General features: G+C 61.9%; 20 protein-coding genes. 7 read left to right on the forward strand and 13 right to left on the reverse strand.

Annotation, left to right across the window (positions count from 1 at the left end; all coding sequences use genetic code 11):
• The first annotated feature begins 27 nt into the window (after positions 1–27).
• From ssb to CTT34_RS00690, 3 genes are all read left to right on the forward strand, one after another.
• Positions 28–615, forward strand: coding sequence for a single-stranded DNA-binding protein (ssb, locus tag CTT34_RS00680; protein WP_159340630.1), 588 nt, complete (start codon positions 28–30; stop codon positions 613–615).
• 73 nt (positions 616–688) lie between these two features.
• The gene (locus tag CTT34_RS00685; RefSeq protein ID WP_159340631.1) at positions 689–1582 is read left to right on the forward strand and encodes a sugar nucleotide-binding protein; all 894 of its coding nucleotides are present in this window, start codon (positions 689–691) and stop codon (positions 1580–1582) included.
• Complete coding sequence (locus CTT34_RS00690; RefSeq protein ID WP_159340632.1) at positions 1579–2313, forward strand: lysophospholipid acyltransferase family protein; 735 nt, start codon at positions 1579–1581, stop codon at positions 2311–2313. Before CTT34_RS00685 ends, CTT34_RS00690 begins: the two co-directional genes overlap by 4 nt.
• A gap of 73 nt (positions 2314–2386) precedes the next feature.
• Here the strand turns inward: CTT34_RS00690 and fabB are convergent, their stop codons facing one another.
• On the reverse strand, positions 2387–3604 hold the full coding sequence (gene fabB / locus CTT34_RS00695) for a beta-ketoacyl-ACP synthase I (protein WP_159340633.1): 1218 nt from the start codon (positions 3602–3604) through the stop codon (positions 2387–2389).
• A 12-nt stretch (positions 3605–3616) separates the two neighbouring features.
• The gene (gene fabA, locus CTT34_RS00700) at positions 3617–4132 is read right to left on the reverse strand and encodes a 3-hydroxyacyl-[acyl-carrier-protein] dehydratase FabA (RefSeq protein WP_139527837.1); all 516 of its coding nucleotides are present in this window, start codon (positions 4130–4132) and stop codon (positions 3617–3619) included.
• Between the two features lie 271 nt (positions 4133–4403).
• Between fabA and CTT34_RS00705 the strand changes: the two genes are divergently transcribed.
• On the forward strand, positions 4404–6242 hold the full coding sequence (locus tag CTT34_RS00705) for a putative bifunctional diguanylate cyclase/phosphodiesterase (RefSeq protein WP_159340634.1): 1839 nt from the start codon (positions 4404–4406) through the stop codon (positions 6240–6242).
• Here the strand turns inward: CTT34_RS00705 and CTT34_RS00710 are convergent.
• The 9 genes from CTT34_RS00710 to CTT34_RS00750 form a co-directional block, all read right to left on the reverse strand.
• Complete coding sequence (locus CTT34_RS00710) at positions 6239–6757, reverse strand: DUF2878 family protein (protein ID WP_159340635.1); 519 nt, start codon at positions 6755–6757, stop codon at positions 6239–6241. The two genes, CTT34_RS00705 and CTT34_RS00710, sit on opposite strands and share 4 nt — an antisense overlap.
• Positions 6758–8026 carry an SAM-dependent methyltransferase gene (locus CTT34_RS00715; protein WP_159340636.1) on the reverse strand — a complete coding sequence of 423 codons (1269 nt, stop codon included), beginning with the start codon at positions 8024–8026 and terminating at the stop codon, positions 6758–6760.
• On the reverse strand, positions 8023–8787 hold the full coding sequence (locus CTT34_RS00720; protein WP_159340637.1) for a DUF1365 domain-containing protein: 765 nt from the start codon (positions 8785–8787) through the stop codon (positions 8023–8025). Before CTT34_RS00720 ends, CTT34_RS00715 begins: the two co-directional genes overlap by 4 nt.
• Positions 8784–10133: an NAD(P)/FAD-dependent oxidoreductase gene (locus tag CTT34_RS00725; protein WP_159340638.1), complete on the reverse strand. Its 1350-nt coding sequence runs from the start codon at positions 10131–10133 to the stop codon at positions 8784–8786. The genes CTT34_RS00720 and CTT34_RS00725 overlap by 4 nt, the downstream gene beginning before the upstream one ends.
• Positions 10130–10915: an SDR family NAD(P)-dependent oxidoreductase gene (locus CTT34_RS00730; protein ID WP_159340639.1), complete on the reverse strand. Its 786-nt coding sequence runs from the start codon at positions 10913–10915 to the stop codon at positions 10130–10132. Before CTT34_RS00730 ends, CTT34_RS00725 begins: the two co-directional genes overlap by 4 nt.
• A 63-nt stretch (positions 10916–10978) precedes the next feature.
• A complete protein-coding gene (locus CTT34_RS00735) occupies positions 10979–11410 on the reverse strand; it encodes a nuclear transport factor 2 family protein (RefSeq protein WP_159343673.1) in 432 nt (143 codons plus the stop codon).
• A gap of 101 nt (positions 11411–11511) precedes the next feature.
• Complete coding sequence (gene phrB, locus CTT34_RS00740; protein ID WP_159340640.1) at positions 11512–12924, reverse strand: deoxyribodipyrimidine photo-lyase; 1413 nt, start codon at positions 12922–12924, stop codon at positions 11512–11514.
• Between the two features lie 33 nt (positions 12925–12957).
• Positions 12958–13878 (reverse strand): MerR family transcriptional regulator, encoded by a 921-nt coding sequence (locus tag CTT34_RS00745; RefSeq protein WP_174788514.1) that lies wholly within the window; start codon positions 13876–13878, stop codon positions 12958–12960.
• 236 nt (positions 13879–14114) lie between these two features.
• Positions 14115–15179 carry an NAD(P)/FAD-dependent oxidoreductase gene (locus tag CTT34_RS00750; RefSeq protein ID WP_159340642.1) on the reverse strand — a complete coding sequence of 355 codons (1065 nt, stop codon included), beginning with the start codon at positions 15177–15179 and terminating at the stop codon, positions 14115–14117.
• A 169-nt stretch (positions 15180–15348) separates the two neighbouring features.
• Here CTT34_RS00750 and CTT34_RS00755 point away from each other — a divergent pair, with 169 nt between their 5' ends.
• Entirely contained in the window at positions 15349–16251 is a 903-nt protein-coding gene (locus tag CTT34_RS00755; RefSeq protein WP_159340643.1) for a TIGR01777 family oxidoreductase, read from the forward strand.
• A gap of 16 nt (positions 16252–16267) precedes the next feature.
• Here CTT34_RS00755 and rapA read toward each other — a convergent pair whose 3' ends face one another.
• Positions 16268–19216, reverse strand: a complete 2949-nt coding sequence (gene rapA / locus CTT34_RS00760; protein WP_159340644.1) for an RNA polymerase-associated protein RapA — start codon at positions 19214–19216, stop codon at positions 16268–16270.
• Positions 19217–19331: 115 nt separating this feature from the next.
• On the reverse strand, positions 19332–20135 hold the full coding sequence (locus CTT34_RS00765; protein WP_159340645.1) for a TlpA family protein disulfide reductase: 804 nt from the start codon (positions 20133–20135) through the stop codon (positions 19332–19334).
• 66 nt (positions 20136–20201) lie between these two features.
• Between CTT34_RS00765 and CTT34_RS00770 the strand changes: the two genes are divergently transcribed.
• On the forward strand, positions 20202–20450 hold the full coding sequence (locus CTT34_RS00770) for a hypothetical protein (protein WP_058579851.1): 249 nt from the start codon (positions 20202–20204) through the stop codon (positions 20448–20450).
• Positions 20451–20547: 97 nt separating this feature from the next.
• Positions 20548–21756 (forward strand): ABC transporter substrate-binding protein, encoded by a 1209-nt coding sequence (locus CTT34_RS00775; RefSeq protein WP_159340646.1) that lies wholly within the window; start codon positions 20548–20550, stop codon positions 21754–21756.
• Positions 21757–21797 lie beyond the last annotated feature (41 nt).

Here is a 21797-nt window from a genome sequence, read left to right on the forward strand (position 1 = left end):
CGATGAATGATGACGAGGAGCGACCTTATGGCGCGCGGTATTAACAAAGTAATCTTGATTGGCAACCTGGGCCAAGACCCGGAAGTTCGTTTCACGCCCTCCGGCACTGCCGTGGCGAACCTGAACTTGGCCACCTCCGACACTTGGATGGATCGTCAGAGCGGCCAGCGCCAGGAGCGCACCGAGTGGCACCGTGTGGTGCTGTTCAATAAGACGGCCGAGATTGCCCAGCAGTACCTGAAAAAAGGTTCGAAGGTCTACATCGAAGGCCGCCTGCAAACGCGCAAGTGGCAGGATCAAAATGGTCAGGACCGCTACAGCACGGAAATCGTCGCCAACGACATGCAGATGCTCGATGGCCGCAGCGGCGATTACCAGGGCGGCGGTGCGCCGCAAGGTGGCTACGCCCAGCAGGCTCCCGCTCAGCAGGCGCCGCCGCAGCAACACTATGGCCAGCAACCGCCTCAGCAGGGTGGCTATCCGTCGCAGGGTGCTCCCCAGCGTAACGCCCCTGCCCCGCAGCCTCAGCAGCCTGCACCCAACCAGCAGAACAGCAGCTACGGCGCGCCCGATCCGGGCAATTTCGACGATTTCGATGACGAAATTCCGTTCTGATTCGCGTCTTGCTGCGTCGTCATGGGGTGACGCGCGAGCCGCTATGTTCTTGGGTTGAGGGAGAGGGTCTGTCTTGAAGCTGCTGATACTGGATGCCGGGCACTGCTTGAGTTTAGCACTCGCCCGGGAAGCGAGCCGGCGCACCGATACCGAGCTCGTGATTGAACAGGGCCTCGACGTCACGCCGAGCCAGCTACAGGCCATCGCGCCCGATGCGGTGATCATTCCACCGCTGGCGCATCCGCTGAGCATGACCCCTGCCGAGGTGAAAGCCCATGCGGACGCCGTGGATCGCTGCGTGGATGCGTGTCAAACCCAAGGGGTGGCGCTGGTATGGTGCGTGTCCGATCAGCTCTACGAGGAGGGATTCGATATCCCCATCGATGAGCACGTCGTGCCTGCTCCGCGCGACGAGTGTTTACGCCGCCTCGTACAGACCGGCGACCGCATTCGCGCCGAGTACCATCGCCACCTGATCGTACGTTTGGGGCCGCTGTTTGCGCTAGAAGGCAGCCACGCTTGGCTGAATGAAATCATCGACAGTCTGGTGACCGGACAAGCGGTGCGTGCCGCCGAAGATGTCGTCTTCTGCCCCACGTCCGCCGATGCGGTCGCCATGGCGCTCATTGGCATGCTGCAGCAGCAGGCCTGCGGGGCCGACGCTTGGGGGGCCTACCATTTGGCAGGTACCGAGCCGGTCAGTGCGTTCACGTTCACGTCGATGGTGCGCACCCAACTGGCCACGCACTTGGAAGGGCGAGGGGAGACGGTCGCGCTCGGCGACGTTCAAGCGCTGAATCACCATCACGATGCCAAACTGCGCCGCGTGTTGAACTGTCGCCGTGTACTGGACGTGTTTGGCGTTCATCAAAAGCCATGGCGGTTGGAAGTAGGACGGATGCTGGATGCCTGGTGCCTCACGCGCGACCAGCAGCCCGATGACGTTGGGACAGGAGAGTCAGTTTGATCAATGTGGTACGCAGCCTGCTGTTTTATGTAGGTTATTTCACTGCCATGCTGCTCATTGGCGTGCTTTTTCTACCCATCGCACCGTTTCTGCCACTGGCGGCGCGCTACCGGCTGTTGAATCTTTATAACTACTTCCTGATGGTGTGGTTTCGCATTGCCTGCGGCGTGCGCTACGAGATTCAAGGGCGGGAGAATATCCCGACAGGCCCCTGCGTGATTCAAGCCAATCACCAGTGCGAGTGGGAGACGGTCTTTCTACAAGTGATGAAGCCGCCGGTGTGCACCGTGCTCAAACGCGAGCTGCTGCGCATCCCGGTCTTTGGGTGGGGCCTGCGTTTGCTACGCCCGATCAGTTTGGATCGCTCCAAGCCTGCCCGGGCCATGAAGCAGGTGCTGACCCAGGGCGTTGAGCGCCTGGGGACGGGGTTGTCCGTCCTGATTTTTCCGGAGGGAACACGGGTAGATCCTGGCGTGCGCAAGCGCTACAACAAAAGCGGTAGCGTCGTTGCCTGCCGTGCCGGTGTGCCGGTGCTTCCCGTGGCTCACAATGCCGGTGAGCGTTGGCCGGGGCGGCACTGGGTCAAGCGCCCAGGGGTGCTCCGCGTACGCATTGGCGCCCCCATTGCGACCGAAGGGCGCACACCGGACGAGGTGTTGGCGGATGTCGAAGCCTGGATCGAGGGTCAGCTACAGGAGATTTCCGAGGTCCCCAGGCCCACGGCGCGCTAAGCAGCGCGGGGCAGAGAACGCAGCACAAAAAACGGCGCCCGAAGGCGCCGTTTTTGATGGCTGCTGATGTGCCTCAGCCGTCGTAACGCTGGAACACCAGGCAGGCGTTGGTGCCGCCAAAGCCGAAGCTGTTGGAAAGCACGCGCTCGAGGGTAACGTCGTCGCGACGCTGGGTCACGATATCGAAACCGTCGGCCTGCTCGTCGAGTGTCTCGACGTTGGCAGACGCGGCGACGAAGTTATGCTGCATCATCAGCAGCGAGTAGATCGCTTCCTGGACACCGGTAGCGCCCAGCGAGTGGCCGGTCAGCGACTTGGTCGAGCTCATGGCGGGCGTGGAGTTGCCGAACACGCTGCGGATTGCTTTCAGCTCGGCGACGTCGCCTACCGGCGTCGACGTGCCGTGGGTGTTGATGTAGTCGATGTCGCCCTGCACCGTGGCCATGGCCTGATGCATGCAGCGCATGGCACCCTCTCCAGAAGGGGCGACCATGTCATGACCGTCGGAGGTCGCACCATAGCCTACCAGCTCGCCGTAGATCTTCGCGCCGCGCGCTTTCGCGTGCTCGAGCTCTTCCAGCACCAGCATGCCGCCACCGCCCGCGATGACGAAGCCGTCGCGGGCCTGATCGTAGGGGCGAGAGGCTTTATCCGGGGTGTCGTTGTAGTGCGTGGAGAGCGCGCCCATGGCGTCGAACAAGCACGACAGCGTCCAGTGCTCCTCTTCGCCACCGCCAGCAAAGACCACGTCCTGCTTGCCGAGCTGAATCTGCTCCATGGCGCTACCGATGCAGTGAGCGGAAGTCGCACAGGCAGAGGAGATGGAGTAATTCACGCCTTTGATTTTGAACGGCGTGGCCAAGCAGGCCGACACCGTGCTGCCCATGGTGCGGGTCACACGGTAAGGGCCAACGCGGCGCAGGCCTTTCTCACGCATTGCATCGGCGGCTTCGACCTGGTTGGCGCTGGACGCGCCGCCCGAGCCGGCAATCAGGCCGGTGCGCTCGTTCGACACTTGCGCGTCGGTCAAGCCTGCGTCTTCGATGGCCTGAGCCATCGAAACGTAGGCGTAGGCCGCTGCATCGCCCATGAAGCGGCGCAGTTTGCGGTCGATCAACGCGTCTAGGTCGATATCGACGCTGCCTGCCACATGGCTACGGAAGCCGCGCTCGGCGTACTCTTCCTTGAAACGAATACCGCTGCGCCCGCTTTTGAGCGCGTCTAAGACCTGTTGCTGGTCGTTGCCTAAGCACGACACGATGCCAAGGCCGGTGACTACCACTCGTCGCATGGGAGCCTCCTGTTAGAAATTCGCAGTGGAGGTGAATAGGCCAACGCGCAGGTCATTAGCCTGGTAGATATCGCGCCCGTCGACGGACACGGTGCCGTCGGCGATGCCTAGGATAAGCCGACGGGTAATGACGCGTTTCATGTTGATGCGGTACGTCACTTTTTGAGCGTCGGGCAAAATTTGGCCGCTGAATTTCACTTCGCCGCAGCCTAGTGCACGGCCACGGCCAGGATGACCGAGCCAGCCCAGGTAGAAACCGACCAGCTGCCACATCGCGTCGAGACCCAAGCAGCCGGGCATCACCGGGTCACCGGGAAAGTGACAGTCGAAAAACCACAGATCCGGGGTGATATCCAGCTCGGCGATCAGCTCGCCCTTACCATGCTCACCGCCCTCTTCATGAATGTGCGTGATGCGATCGAGCATCAGCATGTTAGGCGCTGGCAGCTGGGCATTGCCTGGGCCAAAAAGCTCGCCGCGCGAGCAGGCCAGCAGTTCTTCGCGATCAAAGGAATGTTGCTTGGTCACTGAATCGTTCCGAGTATGAAGATGGTTGTTGCGCCTAGTCTACTTCCCGAAACCTCCGAATGCACGTCGCAGGCGCTTTATCGTGACTTTCTAACCCTTTTTAAGGGCTTGCCGATAAAGCAAATGACGTTATTGTGACAATCGTCGAGGCGAATTCGCACAATAAACGGCCTATTGACGTAATATGCTCTATCCAAGTTTTTGGTTAGGCGGCATGATGTCGTCCACGTGATGTTTTGTAGTGACTGCTGATAGGACAACAAGAACCGCCATGTGGCTGCCTGTTTCTCTTAATCGTCCGCTGGTTTGGGTGGCGCTCATGGCGCTGCCTGCATGTGTATGGATTCCCGATACTGCGCTGCGCATGGTGGCCGCCAGCCTGGTGGCGTTGGGGTTGTGGGACGCTTGGCACCAAGTGCGTCAACAGCGCTTGCGTTTGAAGCTTGCCCAAGACGCCATGGGGCTCGCAGGGGATGCCATGGTCATCAGCGATGTGCAGAACCGTGTGTTGGCCGTCAATCCCGCCTTTACCGACATTACCGGCTACGAGAGCCAGGAGATGGTCGGCCGCAAGCTCGAAACCCTGGCCGCACAGCGTCACGACAAAGCCTTCTACCAAAGTTTCTGGAGCACCCTGAAAGCCACCGGGCGGTGGGAAGGGGAGATGTGGAACCGTCGTAAACATGGCGACGAGTACCCAGAGTGGCTCAAGGTTCGCGCGGTGACCGACAAACGCGGCAAGATCACCCACTTCATCAGCCTGTTCACCGATATTTCCGCGCAAAAAGCCCGCGAGCGCGACCTGCGCCGCATCGGCTACGAAGACCCCCTGACCGGCCTGCCTAACCGACGCCGCCTGCACGATTTGATGTCCTCACGGCTTCGTCACTTGCGCGCCGGCGAGAGTCTGGACATGGCGCTGATCGACATCGATGGTCTGAAATCGGTCAACGACAGCTTGGGCGTCGAGCAGGGCGACCGTCTGTTGGCGCGCTTTGCTCAGCGGCTTACCAGCTACATGGCGGGCAGCGTCGTCGGCCGCCTGGGGGGCGATGAGTTCTTGGTGATTCGCACCACCACCTTCGATGATCATGATCAGTGGATCATGACCCTGCGTGACCACATGTGCAGTCCGTTCGAGATCAACGATCAGTCGCTGCGTTTAGGATTGACCATCGGTAGCTGTCGCGCCCCCGAGGATGGCCGCGATTCCGGCGTGCTGTTCCAGCGTCTGGAGTCCGCGCTGTACAGTGCCAAACGATTGGGTCGCAACCATAGCCAGCGCTTTCGTCCAGCGTTGGATAAGCAGGATAACCCCCAGCTTGCGCTGGTCAGTGACCTGCGCGCCGCACTGATCTCCGGTGACCAGCTAGAGCTTCACTACCAGACCCAGCACCATCCTGGCAGCGGTGAGCTGATGGGCATGGAGGCACTGCTGCGCTGGCGTCACCCTCAAGACGGTATGGTTTCACCGGGCGAGTTCATTCCACTGGCGGAGCGCCATGGCCTGATGGCCGAGCTGGGCAGTTGGGTGATCGAGAAAGCATGCGCTCAACAGGCGCATTGGCAAAACAGCGGTATGCCCAAAGTGACCGTGTGGATCAATATCTCCGCGCTACAGCTCTTTCAGGGCGATCTGGAAACTCAGCTGGCGACCTGCCTGGAGCGCTATCAGCTCAAACCGTCACAAATTGGTCTGGAGCTGACCGAATCGGTGCTGCTGGATGAGCGGGCCGGTGATATGGGGCCGCGCCTGCAGGCGCTCCGAGAGCTTGGTTACGCCATTGCCATCGACGATTTCGGCACCGGCTACTCATCCTTAGGTTACTTGAAGCGGCTGCCGGTGGATAAGATCAAGCTGGACCGTGCCTTCATTCGCGAGCTTCCCAACGATCAGGCGGATGCGGCGATCGTAACGGCGGTCTTGGCCATGGCCGAGGGGATGGGGTTGGAAGTCGTCGCGGAGGGCGTCGAAACGCAAGCCCAGTGCCAGTTCCTGGTCAACGCGGGCTGTACGCTGGTGCAGGGATTCTACTTTGCCAAGCCGTTACCCGCTGCCGAGCTAGAGCAGCGCTGGTCGCCCGTCGCACTGGCAGAAGGTGCCCACTAACGCGTCGTGATGACTCGCCCAGCGTAACGGCAAATACCCAGACAGAGCGCTGCCCAGATGACTGCCTGCACGGGCAGTAGCCACGGCGCCAAACTCACGTTGGCCAACGCTGCCCCACCCAGGTAAGAGAGCGGGCCGCTGATGGCACCGCAGGCAGCGGCGACGAGCGGATAGCGCCACAGCCAGGCCAGCGAGTGAAACACCAGCGTGGCGAACAGCGGCCACAGCATCCACAGCCATAGGGGCAGCAGGCCCGCGACGAGCGCCTGGTCACCAAAATCGAAACCGCCCGCCAAGTGCAGCCCGCCGTCCAGCACCAGCCCTAGTAGGGCAAACAAGCCGATGAAGCGCCATTCGCCGGGTCTGGCCCAATGCCAAAAGTGCCAGCCCAGCAGCGCCACCCCCGTGGCCGCAGCGACCCACGAGCCACCCAGCACGCACAGCGTCCAGCCTGCCTCGAAGCGCAGCGCGTTGAACAGCAACGCGCGCACGGGCCGTGGGGAGGGCGATGCCATTTACAGGGCTCCCGTCAGCGGTACCGGTTTTGCAGCAGGCTTTGCCAGCAGTAGGTGGCAGGTGCCAATGGAGCGCTCGATGAAGCCCCCCTCGCAGTAGCACAGGTAGTAGCGCCACATGCGGATAAAGCGCTCGTCGTAGCCTTGGCTGCGGACCTGATCGAGGCTCGCCTCGAAACGGTGCCGCCACTCCCGCAGCGTCCGTGCGTAGTGCTGACCGATCTCATCGAGCGCCACCACGTTGAGGGACGTTTTGCGCATCACGCCAGACAGCATGGCGTGGTGGGAGGGCAAAAAGCCGCCGGGGAAGATGTAGCGTTTGATGAAGTCCATGTCGCGCTTGGCTTCTTCAAAGCGCTGGTCGCGAATGGTGATCGCCTGCAGCATCGCCTGACCATCGTCGGTCAGCAGACTATCGACCTTTTCGAGATACGTGTTGAGGTACTGGTGCCCCACGGCCTCGATCATTTCCACCGAGATCAAGCGGTCAAAGCGCCCGGTGAGTTCCCGATAATCCTGCTTTAGCAGCGTAATCTTGTCTTCCAGGCCCTCTTCTTTGATGCGCTGAGCCGTATGTGCATGCTGCTCCTCGGAAATCGTCGTGGTGGTCACCCGGCAGCCGCGTGTCTTGGCGGCATGAATGGCCAGCCCGCCCCAGCCCGTGCCGATCTCCAGCAAATGGTGCTCGGGGCGAACGTCCAGCTTCTCGAGCATGATGTCGAGTTTGTAGGTCGAGGCCTCTTCCAAACTGGCTTCCGGGTAGGGGAAGACGGCGCTGGAGTACATCCAGTGGCGTTTATCCAGGAACGTCGCAAAGAGGTCGTTACCAATGTCGTAATGGGCGGCGATATTGCGCTTGGAACCGGACAGGCTGTTGCGCTGGAAGCGGTAAGCCAGGCCCAGCAACCAGCGGGTGAAACGGGCGCTGCCGTTCTCCATCTTGCCATTGACGTGCTCTAGGTTGGCCGCAAACAGGCGCACCAAGGCCACCAGGTCATCGGCATCCCAGTCGCCATCCATGTAGGATTCCGCAGCGCCCACGGTGCCGCCAAAGGCGAGCCGCTTCCAGGCGCGAGAGTGGCGAATCACCACGGTGACCTGCAGCGGGCCTTCTTGGCCCAGGTGATGGCACTGGTTGCCTTCGATCAGTGTGATACGTCCGCCGCGAAACGCGTCCAACTGGGCCAGCAAACGAGGCTTTAACCAGCGGGTAAAGCGATCTTGGCGGGCGGGCTGACTACTGGGAGGTGTGGTACGCAGGGTGGTCACTTTGAAGTCTCCTTGCGCTTAGGGTGGTTATAAACGGGGACGCGCTTGAGCCACAGGCGAAGCGCTTCAAAATGGATTCCCGCGACCGTTTTCAGACTCATCCAAGGGTGCTTGGCGAGGGTGGCCAGCAGCACGCCGCGCGTAGCGGGGGCTGCGTCGAGTGTGAGCGTGGCGTCGAAATGGCGCTGCTCGTGCTGCCAGTTTTCCATATGTAGATAGAGCTGATCGCCGGGCGCATTGAATTTCCAGCGATAGGTCATCTCCATGGGATTGAAGGGGGAGACGTGCATGGCTTTGGCAAAGCTTGCCTGATGCGCGTGGCGGTTGGTCTCGACATGGCAGGCGTAACAGGTGCGCTCGCGCCAGGGCATGTTGGTGACCTCGCCGAGCACCGCTGCCAAGCGGCCATGTTCGTCGTAGGCATAGTAAACGGTGATGGGATTGAACATCGTGCCGAGCGTGCGCAGCTGGGTCAGCATGCAAATGCGCCCGTTAGGGGCGCTGCCAAGCTGGCGCGTCAACTCCTCCCGCACGGCAGTGCGCAGCGGGCGATCCGTGGGGGCCAGATAATCCTCGCGGCGAAAACGTGCCAACGCCGGGCGTCGCGCGCTAAACCCCGGCACGCCGTCGAAGAGCGTGGGGAGCTCGTCGAGATCGAGCCACGCCATCCACACCTGATAGCTAAACGTATGCGTCTTGGGCGTAAAGCGGCGGTGGCGGAGCGTACCGCGATAGATGCGCGAGCGCGGCGCAGCAATCATCCCAACCCCTCCCCAACGCTGTTGGGCATCAACTCATGGGCGGGCAGCGCCGTCGGCGTGGTGGGCGGCTCGGCGGCTTCGTCACAGCCCAGCGCCTGTGCCACGCGCAGCGCGCTCCAGACGCCGTCTTCATGAAAGCCGTTGCGCCAGTAAGCACCGCAGAAGTGGGTGCGCCGCGCCACCGATGAGATCTCTTCGTGGCGCATTTGGGCGGCCTGGCCCGCCAGCGTGAACTGTGGGTGTGCATAGACATAGCGGCCCAGCACCTTGGCCGGGTCGATGCTGTCGGAGTCGTTCAGCGTGACGCAAAACGTCGTGTCTGCCTCTAAGCGCTGCAGGATATTCATGTTGTAGGTCACCGATACCCGCTCATCGGCACCGCGACCATCCAACCGATAATTCCAGCTTGCCCACGCGCGTTGGCGGCGGGGCAGCAGGGAGGTGTCGGTGTGCAGCACCACCTCGTTGTCCTGGTAGGGCATTGCGCTTAGGATCTCGCGCTCGGCAGCCGAGGCATCCCCTAACATGGCCAGGGCTTGGTCGGCGTGGCACGCCAATACGACCTGGTCGAAACGTTCGCTGCCCTGGGCCGTGGTCACCACGACGCCCGTGTCGCTTCGGGTAATGTGGGTCACCGGGGTATTGAGGCGGATGCGCGACGCATAGGGCGCGGTCAAGCTGGGAATATAGCGTTTGGAGCCGCCCACGAGGGTGTACCACTGGGGACGGTGGTTCACCGACAGCAGCCCGTGGTTGCGGAAAAAGCGTACGAAAAACGTCAGCGGGAAAGCGCGCAGGTCACCAATGCTCGCCGACCAAATAGCGGCCCCCATGGGCAGCAAGTAACGACGCTGAAACGCTTCGCCGTAGCCGTGTTGGTCCAAGTACGCGCCCAACGTCATGTCTGCGGGCAGTCGTTTGCTTTCCAGATCGGCGGTGGCCTGCTTGTTGAAGCGCAAGATGTCGCGCAGCAGACGATAGAACGAAGGGTTGAGCAGGTTGCGGCGCTGGGCGAAAAGCGATGCCAACGTGTGGCCGTTGTACTCGAAATCGACGTCCGTTTCATGCACCGAGAAACTCATCTCGGTGGCTTGGCTGGGCACGCCAAGGGTAGCCAATAGGCGTTGGAAGTGGGGGTAAGTCCAGTCATTGAAGACGATGAAGCCGGTATCGATGGCGTAAGGGACGCCGTTGACCTCAACGTCCATGGTGGCCGTATGGCCCCCTAGTCGACTATCGGCTTCGAACAGGGTCACCTCGTGCTGTGAGGAGAGGTACCACCCGGCGGCCATCCCGCTGATGCCGCTGCCAATAACCGCGATGCGCTGTGACGCTGTGACGCTCATGGAGACTCCTTGGTTTGCCGCGTCATGCGCAGGCCGATCCACCGCCGCAGAGCGGGGGGTAAAATTCCCAAACATTTGACGATATAAGTAAACCGCCGTGGAAAATGAATATCCAGGCGGCCTTTGGCCAGCCCGGCAATGATCGCCTTCGCAGCTTCGTCGGCGGTAACCTGCATGGGCATGGGAAAATCGTTGCGGTCGGTGAGTGGCGTTTTGACGAAGCCAGGATGAATCAAGCTCACGTCGATGCCCTCCTGGTGCAGGTCGAGTCGCAGAGACTCCAAGAAGTAGCTAACCGCTGCTTTCGACGCGCCATACGCCTCCGCGCGGGGCAGCGGCAGGTAGGCCGACGCGCTCGAGGTGGCGGCCAAGCGGGCGGGCTTGCCTTCCTTACGAGCGGCACGCAGCAGCGGTAGAGCGGCGTCGACGCCGTACAGCGTGCCAAATAGGTTCGGAGTGAAGACCCGCTCGACGAGTGCCATATCGAAGTGGCGTGCATCAAGGTATTCGCAGGTGCCCGCATTGAACAACGCAACGTCCAACGCGCCGAGCCACTCGCGAATCTGCTCACCCGCAGCGAGGACGGCTTGATGGTCGCTGACATCCAGCGGCAACGGGTAGGCGTTGTCATGGCCATCGCACAGTTTGTGCAGCGCCTCTTCATTGCGAGCGCTCAAGACGACGCGATGGCCTTGCTCGATCAGCTGCTTGGCCAGCGCTTCACCAATGCCGGACGTCGCGCCGGTTAACCAGATGCGTTGGGGCGTTTTCCATGTGCTCATCCTGCTCTCCTGTAGCGGCCTGTTAGCACGCAGCCTGCGTGCAGATCAACGAGGTCACACGATTCAACCAAGGCGCTGCTTTAACCAGCGTATGACACGCCCCATGACGGGAAGGTGCTCGTAGAGCATGGCCCCGGCGTCGAAATAGTCGCGGTGACGCGCCACTTTTCCGTCGTCAGCAAACGTGAGCGCGCTGCAGCCCTCCACGCTTACCGGCTTGCCGCGGGCCAAGCGGGGGTGAACGAACTCCATGGTCCACGTTACAAAGGCTTGGTTTTCCTGCTGTTGCTGCGTGTGAAAAGTGAAATGGCAGCGCTCAACGTTTTCGTACATGGTGGCGAAGTAGCGCTCCAGCGCCTCGCGACCTTCAATGTGATGTAGCGGATCGTTGAAAACAACCTCCTCAGTATATACCTCGTATAGTTTTTCTGTACAGGTGTTGTCTAGTTTATTGAAGAAGGCGCAAAAGTTGGCCAAAGCTGTGTCGTTGGTCATCACACACTCCTTACAAGCGGTAAGACGGCATGGAAGAGGAAAGGTGCGTCGTTAAGGAGCATAGCGGCGCAGTGCCGCTATGGGGAGAGGCGTCAGGCGCGTTACTTGGAGAGCGCTTTGAAAGCGTCGAGCGCCCGTTGGCGCGCCGCTTTATGGTCGACGATGGGCGCCGGGTAGTCGATGGGGGTGAGCATGTCGTGAGGCGGCGCATGACGCGCTTTGGCTGGCAGCGATGCGAGCTCGGGCAGCCACTGGGCGATGAAGTCGCCATTGGGGTCGAAGCGGGTCGATTGGGTCGTCGGGTTGAAAATGCGGAAGTACGGCGCCGCATCGGTCCCCGTCGAGGCGGCCCACTGCCAGCCACCGTTATTGGCGCAAAACTCGCCATCGACCAAGTGGCGCATGAAAAAGGCTTCGCCACGTCGCCAGTCGATCAGCAGGTGCTTGCTCAGGAACATCGCTGTAATCATGCGCAGACGATTGTGCATCCAGCCGGTCGACACGAGCTGGCGCATGGCGGCATCCACGATAGGGTAGCCGGTGCGACCCTCGCACCAAGCGGCAAACCCATCGTCGTCATCGCGCCATTGGAGCTGCTGGGTGTGCTCTTGAAACGGTTGATAGCGACATACTTGGGGAAAGCCGACCGCGACGTGCTGATAAAACTCCCGCCAGACCAGCTCGTTCACCCAAGCCGTCAAGCCAGCATCGCCGTCGGCCAGGTGCCCACCGTTTTCGCTCATGACCGCTTGCAGACACTGGCGGTGAGAGATCATCCCTAGTGCCAAATAGGGTGACAGCTCGCTGGTGCCCCGTACCTTGGGGAAATCGCGCTGCTCTTTATAGTGCCGTCCGCGAAAACGCAGAAAACGCTCCAAGTTGTCGCTGGCGGCATTCTCACCTGCGGGCCACTGGCGGCCATCCAGCGGCGCGTCGTCGAGCGCAGGCAGTGACGGAAGCGCGTCGCTTGGGATGTCGAGGGGCGACTGCGCCTTAGGCGTGTCACGCAGGGCAAGCTGCTCTGCCGTTACCTGTTTGTGCCACGCTTTCGAAAAGGGCGTAAACACCCCGTAGTAATCGCCTTTGCCGGTCAGCAAGCTGCCTGGGGCAAAGGCAACGGCGTCGTGGTGCCCTTGAGCGCCTATCTCTGCCTGCTGAAAGGCGTCCAGCACCGCCTGATCGCGGCGCTGTTCGTTCAGCGGATACTCGTAGTTGAAGTGAAGCTGTTTGACGCCGTAGTCCCGGGCAATCTCCAGCAACGCTTGAGGAGCGTCGTCGTAGCGCTCGATATCGCGGTGCAGCAGCGGGATGTTCAAGCCATTGAGCGACGCCTTCAGCGCGCTAACGCCGCGCGCCCAAAAATCGAGTTTGTTGGCGCCGTGACCGTGGTCGCGCCACTGCTCAATGCTGCGCAAAAAAACCGCCACGACCGGCCCTTTGGCGGCCGCGGCGGCCAGTGCGGAATTGTCATGAATACGAAGGTCGCTGCGGAACCAAACAAGCTGCAAGCTCATGCAAACTCCTTAAGTGGGCCGGTTGGCCTACGCTCACAGAATGCCGGATTCCCGCAGCAGTGGGCGCAGGCGGGCAATCGCTTGGGGAAGGTCGTCACCCAACATGTGAACGGCACCGTCTCGGAGGTCGTTCTCGCGTAGCCGCGCGACTTCGCCGCAAACGCCGATAGGCACGCCCAGGGCGTCGGCCGCTTTGGGTAAATCGACCCGAATATATTGATCGCTCTCTCGCTGGCCGCTGGAGAGCAACACCATCGACGAGTGCAGGCGAGACACCGCTTGCGGCAAATCGTCGAGGGACAGCGAGTGGTCGAAGAGCTGCACGCGGTAACCCTGTTCGCTGGCCATGAGCGCACACATCAGCACCCACAGCGGACCTGGATCGTCGGGCATGGCGCTGAGCAGGATCAGCGGGCCACGGGTCGCTTGGTTCGCGTAGTGCAAACGAATGCCGACTTGGCTACGTAAAAAAGCTTCGAACGTACGACGTACCAGGTCATCTGGCTGCGCGGCCCATTTGGCTTCCAGGGTCAGGATGACGGGCTGCCAAAGTTCGTTGATCGCCACGCTCAGCGGGTAAAGCGCCAAGCTCTGATGATACAGCGCTTCCAGCTTGGGCAGGTCGACGGCTTCGATCACCGCCTGCAGCTGTTGGCGCTGGCTAGCCCAGTCACCGGCGTTGGGAGCGGGGGTCTCGACCGTTTCGGGCTGATCGAGCAGGTCGGCCACTTGGCTGACCGGCACGCCGCGGTTGAGCCACTGCAAAATACGCTCGATACGGCTGATGTCGTCCTGGGCGTAGAGTCGGTGGCCCTTGGGTGTGCGCTGCGGGCGAATCAATCCGTAGCGTCGCTCCCAGGCGCGCAGGGTGACCGAGTTCACACCCGTTAAGCGGGAAACTTCCCGAATCGGATAGAGCGGGGTATCGGGTGGGTGGGTCGCCTTGTTGCTCATGGGCGCCATTGCCTCTTGGTTGCCTGCAGCGAGCGCTGCAGGGGTCTGTCAATAATTGCGATGACCGCGTTGTTGCGCCAGCTCGGCGCCAGGTCACGTAGTCGTATAGCGCGTCGTCGAAGAGCACCTAATCGGTTAGATAGGATCACGCTATTATAGGCACCTTTGTACAACTTGTAGCCACTGGGTACAACCTTTGCTTTGTCCAGGTAAGTGCATCACTGCCTTGGCTGACATTAGACCGACCGGCCTAATAACGCCTCTCCCAGCTCATCGCCAGAGAGCCAGGCATCCTCGACTCGGCTGCCGCGAAAGCTGTCGCCGCACAGCGCTAAACCGCACTTGCTGTATAAGAACGACTGGCTTCCCGCCGAGGCGGGTTGGGCATAGCGCCATCGGTGGGCGCCTAGCTCCACGAGGGGGGGAAGCGCGGTGTCGGGGGGCAGCGTCGTGATGAAGGCCTCCCATAACTGCTGCGCCGCGGCTTCCGGCGTCTCCTCGATATGCGCGTCGCTCCAGTCGAGCTGGGCCAGCAGGCTCAAACTTTCCGGCTGATGCTCTCTCCCCGGCTTGGTGTGATTACGAGACACCAAGCGTAGCGCTGGATGCTGGACATGTAGACTCTGCCAATCGGCATCGACGCCCGGCGGGGGCGGTAGAGGAGCATCGACGATCGCCCATGCCGTCCAGCAGCCCCGCTGCGGTCGTGCATCGCAGGCGTCGGACAGCATCGGTTCCCAGTCGGCCAGCAGCGCTTTTGCTTGAGGGGGTGGGGCGCTGATCACCACACGGTCGAACGTCCCGTACTGGTGGTCGTTGGCATCGCGAAGCTGCCACCCTTGGGGCGTGCTCTCTAGTGCTGTAATGGTCGTTTCCAATAAGAGCGCCGCATGGGGAAAAGCGTTAAGCCCATCGGCGAGGTGGCGGGTAATCGCGCTCATGCGCGGTGCTCCACAGTAGCGCACTTGGCCGTCCTCGTGTGTTTGCCAGCCGGATGCACTAGCTTGATAGCTGTGTACTGGCCACATAGCGACACAGCCAGCGGCTTGCCACTCGGCAACTTTGCTCGCAAAGCGTGCATCGCGAACGGTAAAGGCCTGAGCGCCGAGGTCGAGCGTGGCAGAGGGGCGCTGCTTACTCGACATTCGCCCGCCAGGGCCGCGTGCTTTATCAAATAGCTGAACATTGACACCCTGCTGTGCCAGTCGATGAGCGCAGGCTAACCCGGATAGCCCGGCACCAATAATCGCCACGCGTTGCGCGGCCGCAGAAGAGAAGGTCTCGTTCGCCGGTTCAGCCATACATCCTCACGGTATCAGCAGTGCTTGTCTAAATTGACTGTAGCAGTTGTGTATAGATATCGTACAATTAAACAGGTTGCAATGTGTACGAGCGGTCGAGCAGATCGTGTCGCCACCGCCGTCGGCGGATTCTCGTGCACACCACGTTTAACGGCAAAGGAGTGACACCATGCGGGTATTGATCACCGGGGGCAGCGGCTTCGTAGGCCAGCGGCTCTGTCAACAGCTCATCGCCCAGGGGCATGAGGTTCAGGTGGTGTCTCGAACGCCCCAAAAGGTGCGCAGCAGGCTGCCCAAGGCGTGCGACATCCGCGACAGCGCGCAAGCCTTCGTGGATACGCCGCCGGACGCGCTGGTGAACTTGGCTGGAGAATCCATCGCGGCAAAGCGCTGGAGCGCCGAGCAGAAAGAGCGGCTGATCCGTTCACGGGTCGAGAGTACTCAGCAGCTCATCGCCCTGTGTGAGCAGCTCGCGGCCAACGGCCAGCCGCTGCCGAGCGTGATGGTGAGCGGTTCGGCGATGGGCTATTACGGCGATCAGGGGGACAAGGTGGTGGATGAGTCCACACCTCCCCATGACGAGTTCGCCCATCGGCTGTGCGCGCAGTGGGAAGCGGCGGCCAAGCCCGTGGAGGCCATGGGCATCCGGCTAGCCATTCTACGCATTGGGTTAGTGCTCGAGGCGGGCGGTGGCACGCTGCAAAAAATGCTACCACCGTTCAAGTTAGGTGTAGGCGGGCGGTTTGGCGATGGCACCCAGTTCATGCCCTGGATTCATCGGGACGACTTGGTGGCGGCGATCATCTACTTGATCAACCAGCCAGCACTCTCTGGAGCATTCAACGGCAGTGCCCCGCATCCGGTGACCAACGCGGAATTTACTCAGACGCTGGCCAAGCAGTTGCATCGTCCGGCCATGTTTCCGGTGCCCGCGTTCGTGCTGAAAGCGGGCTTTGGGGAGATGTCGCAGCTGCTGTTGACCGGGGCAGACATGCGCCCCGCGCGGCTACGCGAAGCGGGCTTCGAGTTCCAGTACCCAACGCTTTCGAAAGCGCTGGCGGCCATCCTCTAGCCGCCAGTGGCGAGCGTTAGTTCGCGTTGGGATCGACGGTGATGATCACCCGCACCGAGTCGAGTCGCAGGCGGGTGTTTTCGATGGCGCTGCTCAGTGCCTGACGCTCCTGTGTCAGCGCTTCCAGCTCTTCGCTGCGCACCGCCGGATTGTGCTCCGCCAGCGCCGTCAGGCGGGCCAGCTCGGCGTCCAGCTGGGCGCGCATGCGAGTTTCTGCGGCTTCCACGATACTCGGTAGTTCACGCTCGGCTTCGCCTTCCCCTTGGGTGAGCAGTTCACGAAGCTGATCGTGGCGGCTCTTGATCAAATCCCGCGCCAGCGATTTGTTCACCTTCTGCAGATTTTTGCCCAACCCGGTGAAGGAGATCTTGCTGGTCAGGTTAGCGCCCGATTCATCCAGCAGTACGCGTACGGCGGTGGGCGGCAAGAAGCGGTTCAGGTGCAGCGATTTGGGGGCCGGGCAGTGGGTGCGAAACACCAGTTCGGCCATCAAACGCCCGCTGGGAATCGCCGGGTGGCGTAGCAGCGCCAGCGCGGTATTGCCCATGGTACCATCGAGGACCCGGCCCATCATTTCGCGCACCAGCGGATGCTCCCAGGAGAGTCGCTGTACGTCATCCCGCGCCAGTGCCTGTGCGCGACTGTAAGTGGCAGAGAAGCCCTCTTCGCCTTTGACCAACCCGGGCAGGCCATCCAGCATGTGCTGACTGGGCTGAAGGTGCAGCAGACCGTTGCCGATCTCCTGGCTGTCGACGCCGAAGATATCCAGCGCGCGCTCCACGTAGCGAGGCAGCGCCGGATCCTCGTCCAGCTCGCGCACGGCATCGATCACCTGCTGCGCTCGACCGGGGCGGCAGGCGTTGAGTTCCAGCAGGCGGTTGCGGCCCGCGTCCCGTTCGGCGAGCTTGGCGGTGAACATCTCCCGAGTCTCTTCGATGATCTCGTCGAGCATCTCATCGTCGAGCAGCGCATCGGCCAAGGCATCGCCAAAGGCGTCGAACAGGTCGCTGCCAATGCCGTGAGGCGCGCTGAAGGCGTCCATGCCCTCGTGGTACCAGCGCATCAGACGCTCGCCGGGGCTGCCAGTGAAGTTGGGTACGTGCAGCTCGATGGCGTGGCGCTGGCCGATCCGATCCAGACGGCCGATGCGCTGTTCAAGCTGGTCGGGATGTTGCGGCATGTCGAACATCACCAGGTGGCGGCAGAATTGGAAGTTACGCCCTTCGGAGCCAATCTCAGAACACACCAAGACCTGGCAGCCATCCTCTTCATCGGCAAACGCGGCGGCGGCTCGGTCGCGCTCGACGAGCGACAGCCCTTCGTGGAAGACCGGCGCGTGGTAGCCGCCTAATACCCGCAAGCCCTCGGCGAGCCCTTCCGCCGTTTCACGGTGGTGGGCAATGACCAGTACTTTGTCGTTGGCAAAGCCCGTCTCGCTGTCGTCGCTGAGCTTTTCGAGCAGCCAGTTGACGCGTGGGTCGATATGCCACCAGGACTCGGTATTCAACGGGTCGTTGCTGAGCTCCCGGTACATGGCATCCGGGTAGATCAGCACGTCCGGGTGGTCCATGCCGGTTTCGATCAGCAGCTCGTCCAGGTAGTCGTCGTCGCGCTCCAGGCGGCGCAACACGCGGCGGTAAGCCGACGGCAGCTCCAGCTCGGCCAGGTGCAGGCGGCGCTCAGGGAAGCCGCCCACATGGCGGCGGCTGTTGCGGAACATCACGCGGCCGGTGCCATGGCGGTCGAGCAATGCGTCGCGCAGCTGGGCGCGGGCGGCGTCCTGCTGCTCAGGGCTTGCCTCTGGGTGGCACAGCGTGGCGAGCAGCGCTTGGCTATCCCGGTCGTCGGCTACGGCGGCGACGCGTTCACGGGCGCTCGCGGTCTGGGGCAGTTCCTCGAGAGCATCGATGGCCTCGGCCACCGCCACGTAGTGCTGCTCCTCCTCTTTGAAGCGCTCGATATCGTGGTAGCGCTCGGCATCTAGCAGGCGCAGGCGCGCGAAGTGGCTCTCCAGCCCCATCTGTTCCGGCGTAGCGGTGAGCAGCAGCAGGCCGGGAATCTCGGCGGCGAGCTGTTCCACGCACTGGTAGCCGGGGCCGCTCTTCTCCGGGCTCCAATCCAGGTGATGCGCTTCATCGACGATCAGCAGATCGAAGCGGCTGGCCAGGGCTTGGTCCTGGCGATGAATGTTGGCGAACAGCCAGCCTTGGCTGGCCAGCACGAGCTGGGCGCTCTCGAACGGGTTGGCGCTGCCGTGGGCCTGACTCTGATGCTCGTCCAGCAGAGTGACGTTCAGCGAGAAGCGGCGCAGTAGCTCTACCAGCCACTGGTGGGTCAGACTGTCGGGCACCAGAATCAGCGCGCGCTCTACCCGGCCTGTCAGCAGCAGACGGTGCAGAATCAGACCTGCCTCGATGGTTTTACCCAGGCCTACCTCATCGGCCAGCAGAACCCGCGGCGCATGGCGCCCGGCGACTTCGTCAGCGATGTAGAGCTGATGGGGAATCAGATCGATACGCGGCCCGGCGAAGCCCAGCGCGCTGTGCTGCTCGATGCGCTGAAAGTGGTGCAGCGTACGAAAGCGCAGGTCGAACCAGTCGTTGCGGTCGACTTGACCGGTGAGCAGGCGGTCGCGGGCTTGGTCGAACTGCATGGTGTCGGCCAGCTTGGCCTCGGGCAGCTCGCGCAGGTTGCCGTCGCTGTCTTCGCCGATGTAGGTGATCAGGCCTCGGCTCTCTTTGCTGTCATCGACGATCATCTGCCAACCATCGGCAGAGAGGACGCGGTCGCCGCTGCCGAACATCACACGGGTGAGCGGCGCTTGGCGGGTGTTGTAGGTGCGGGTTTCCTGGCTGGCACTGAACAAAATGGTAACGCTACGGGCGTCGCAGTTAAGCACGGTGCCGAGTCCAAGCTCGGCCTCGCCGTCGCTAATCCAGCGCTGGCCGGGAGAAAAATCGCTCATGATGCCTCGAGGAAGTCGTCAAAATCGGGTCGTACGCCGCCGGGGGAGGTCACCGGCGGCTAACAGGGCGGGGGATTCTAACGCAAAGCAGCGGGGGGATTAAGGTCTATCGTGGTCAATCGCTCAACCAGCGCTCTAACTGGGTGCGGGTCAGTTCACCCACGTGCACGTCGAGGGTTTTGCCGTCGGTGTCGAAGAGCACGGTCGTCGGTAGTCCCGGCGCCTGGAACTGTGCCATCAGGGTTTGCTGTGGGTCGCGTAGTGGGTAGCGAAAGTGGAGCGACTGCTCATCCAAATAGCGGGCGATGGGCAGCAAGTCCTCCCCTTGGTTGGCAACGACGACGGTGATGCCGTCGTGCTGATCCGCCTCTTCCAATAGCGGCATCTCGCGCAGGCAGGGCGGGCACCAAGTGGCCCATAAATTGACGATGATTCGGTCGCCTTGATTGGCCAGCGACGGAAGGTGGACCGTGTTACCGTCGAGATCTTCCAGAGCCACATCGGGCAGCGATGCCACGGCAAACGGCTGGCTGAGCGGGGCCAGTGTCACCAGCACCAGCCAGAGACTGGCGGCGCCGACCGTCATGGCGAGACCGCCGATCATCGCCAGCAGCCGCGCGCGCAGTGCCCAGGCGGTCCACAGCAAGCCAGCAAGCAGCCCGCCAAGGGCGTGATAGCCCGGCTGCCATACTTTCAGCGCGTCCAGCGGGGTGGCGCTATAGCTGTCCCAATGGAGGGCAACGAACGTAATCCGCGCGCCGATGAGCCAAGCGATCAGCAAGCCGTTGAACCAGCGGCCATGGGGCTTGGCCGGCAGTCCCAGCAGGTAGCGGCTGCTCAACAGTAGCAGGAGCGCACAGGCAAACGCGTAGAGCCGTGGCGTCGACATCAGCAGTGGACCGAGGGCAATGGCATTCATAGTCGTTCCGGTAAGCAGGTACACTGGGCCACCATACCATGCACGCTACTCATGACGGAGATATCGATGCCGCAATCCTCTTTTGACACCCTGCGCGCCCTGGCCATAGGCACCCAGGCACTTGGCCTGGCGCTCATCATTACCCTCGAAACCGTCCTCGGCGATGCCGCACGCCCCTGGCAGGGCGGCGTGCTGGCCGCCATGGTGGCGTGTGCACTGGTCATTGCGCTGGTGCGTATGTACCGCAACAAGCGCCGCCAGAAGCGCTTGGCAGAGCGACTAGACGCGTCGGCGTCAGAAAACCACGAGCGTTAGAAACCGTTGCTTGTGTTTTTGGCGCGACGGTTCCAGATTAAGGGGAGCCCTGCGCTGGACAGTCGGGGCACTTAACACACTGGGAGCGACAAACAATATGATTAATAAGCGCGCATTAGCCATTGCCGTAGCGGCCTCATCACTTGCCTTAACCGGGATGGCTCAGGCGGAGGTCAAAGTTGGCTTCTTGGGCGGCTTTACCGGGGGAATCGAGAGTCTGACACCGCCCATCTTTGCAGGGGCGCAGCTGGCGGTCGAGCAGGTCAACGAGCAGGGCGGTATTTTGGGTGGCCAAACCCTGGCCATGCCATCGGGCGACACCACCTGTTCCGATGCGTCGGCTGCCTCCAACGCCGCCGACCGTATGGTGAACTCTGAGAACGTGACGGCCATTGTCGGCGCGCTGTGCACCGGTGCTACGATTGCCGCTGCCAACAATGCCGCGATTCCTGGCGGTGTGCTGATGGTGTCTCCTGCGTCGACGGCGCCTGCGGTGTCGGAGCTGGACGACAATGACTTGGTCTTCCGTACCGTGCCGTCTGATGCCTTCCAGGGTGAAATTCTGGCCAAGCTGCTGCTGGATAAAGGCATTGATTACGTGGCCGTCACCTTCGTCAACAACGACTATGGCCGTGGCCTGTCGGACGCCTTTAGCGCCGCGTTTACCGCTGGTGGTGGCGAAGTCGCCGAGAACCTCGCCCACGAAGATAACCGTGCCGACTACCGTTCGGAGCTGGGCTCACTCTCCGCCAGCGGCGCGGATACGCTCGTCGTGCTGGCGTATGCCGATACCTCCGGCCAAACGGTGCTGCGCCAGGCCTACGAGAGCGGCATGTTTACCCAGTACGTGGGTGCTGACGGCATGGTAGGTGACAGCTTAGTCGAGGCGATTGGTGCCGACGTGCTGGATGGCATGATTGCCACCCGCCCCGGCAGCCCAGAGCTTCCCGGCACTGAGATATTCAATAACGCGGCCACTGAAGCAGAGATCGATCCCAGCGCCGTGTTTGCAGCCCAAGCGTACGATGCCGCCTTCCTGATTGCGCTGGCGATTGAGCAGAACGGCAGTGCTGACCGTGAAGGGCTGGCAGAAGCATTACGCAATGTGTCCAGCGCACCGGGTGAAGTGATTCTACCGGGCGAGTGGGAAAAAGCGGTCGAGCTGATCGCTGCCGGTACCGACATCGACTACGAGGGGGCCTCCGGCTCTCACGAGTTCGATGACAACGGCGACGTACCGGGGGTAGTGGTCGAGATGGCCGTAGAGAACGGCACCTTTACCAGCAAAGGTCAGGTGGATCTGTAATTACTTACCATCTGCCGATAGCAAAACGCCCCGCTCAAATG

This window comes from Halomonas meridiana, assembly GCF_009846525.1.
GTDB lineage: Bacteria > Pseudomonadota > Gammaproteobacteria > Pseudomonadales > Halomonadaceae > Vreelandella.

Bases quoted from the DNA above. Each gene is read 5' to 3' on its own strand.
- ssb (WP_159340630.1), top strand. From the start codon at position 28: ATGGCGCGCGGTATTAACAAAGTAATCTTGATTGGCAACCTGGGCCAA.
- fabB (WP_159340633.1), bottom strand. From the start codon at position 3,604: ATGCGACGAGTGGTAGTCACCGGCCTTGGCATCGTGTCGTGCTTAGGC.
- CTT34_RS00705 (WP_159340634.1), top strand. From the start codon at position 4,404: ATGTGGCTGCCTGTTTCTCTTAATCGTCCGCTGGTTTGGGTGGCGCTC.
- CTT34_RS00710 (WP_159340635.1), bottom strand. From the start codon at position 6,757: ATGGCATCGCCCTCCCCACGGCCCGTGCGCGCGTTGCTGTTCAACGCG.
- CTT34_RS00720 (WP_159340637.1), bottom strand. From the start codon at position 8,787: ATGATTGCTGCGCCGCGCTCGCGCATCTATCGCGGTACGCTCCGCCAC.
- CTT34_RS00725 (WP_159340638.1), bottom strand. From the start codon at position 10,133: ATGAGCGTCACAGCGTCACAGCGCATCGCGGTTATTGGCAGCGGCATC.
- CTT34_RS00730 (WP_159340639.1), bottom strand. From the start codon at position 10,915: ATGAGCACATGGAAAACGCCCCAACGCATCTGGTTAACCGGCGCGACG.
- CTT34_RS00735 (WP_159343673.1), bottom strand. From the start codon at position 11,410: ATGACCAACGACACAGCTTTGGCCAACTTTTGCGCCTTCTTCAATAAA.
- phrB (WP_159340640.1), bottom strand. From the start codon at position 12,924: ATGAGCTTGCAGCTTGTTTGGTTCCGCAGCGACCTTCGTATTCATGAC.
- CTT34_RS00745 (WP_174788514.1), bottom strand. From the start codon at position 13,878: ATGAGCAACAAGGCGACCCACCCACCCGATACCCCGCTCTATCCGATT.
- CTT34_RS00750 (WP_159340642.1), bottom strand. From the start codon at position 15,179: ATGGCTGAACCGGCGAACGAGACCTTCTCTTCTGCGGCCGCGCAACGC.
- CTT34_RS00755 (WP_159340643.1), top strand. From the start codon at position 15,349: ATGCGGGTATTGATCACCGGGGGCAGCGGCTTCGTAGGCCAGCGGCTC.
- rapA (WP_159340644.1), bottom strand. From the start codon at position 19,216: ATGAGCGATTTTTCTCCCGGCCAGCGCTGGATTAGCGACGGCGAGGCC.
- CTT34_RS00765 (WP_159340645.1), bottom strand. From the start codon at position 20,135: ATGAATGCCATTGCCCTCGGTCCACTGCTGATGTCGACGCCACGGCTC.
- CTT34_RS00770 (WP_058579851.1), top strand. From the start codon at position 20,202: ATGCCGCAATCCTCTTTTGACACCCTGCGCGCCCTGGCCATAGGCACC.
- CTT34_RS00775 (WP_159340646.1), top strand. From the start codon at position 20,548: ATGATTAATAAGCGCGCATTAGCCATTGCCGTAGCGGCCTCATCACTT.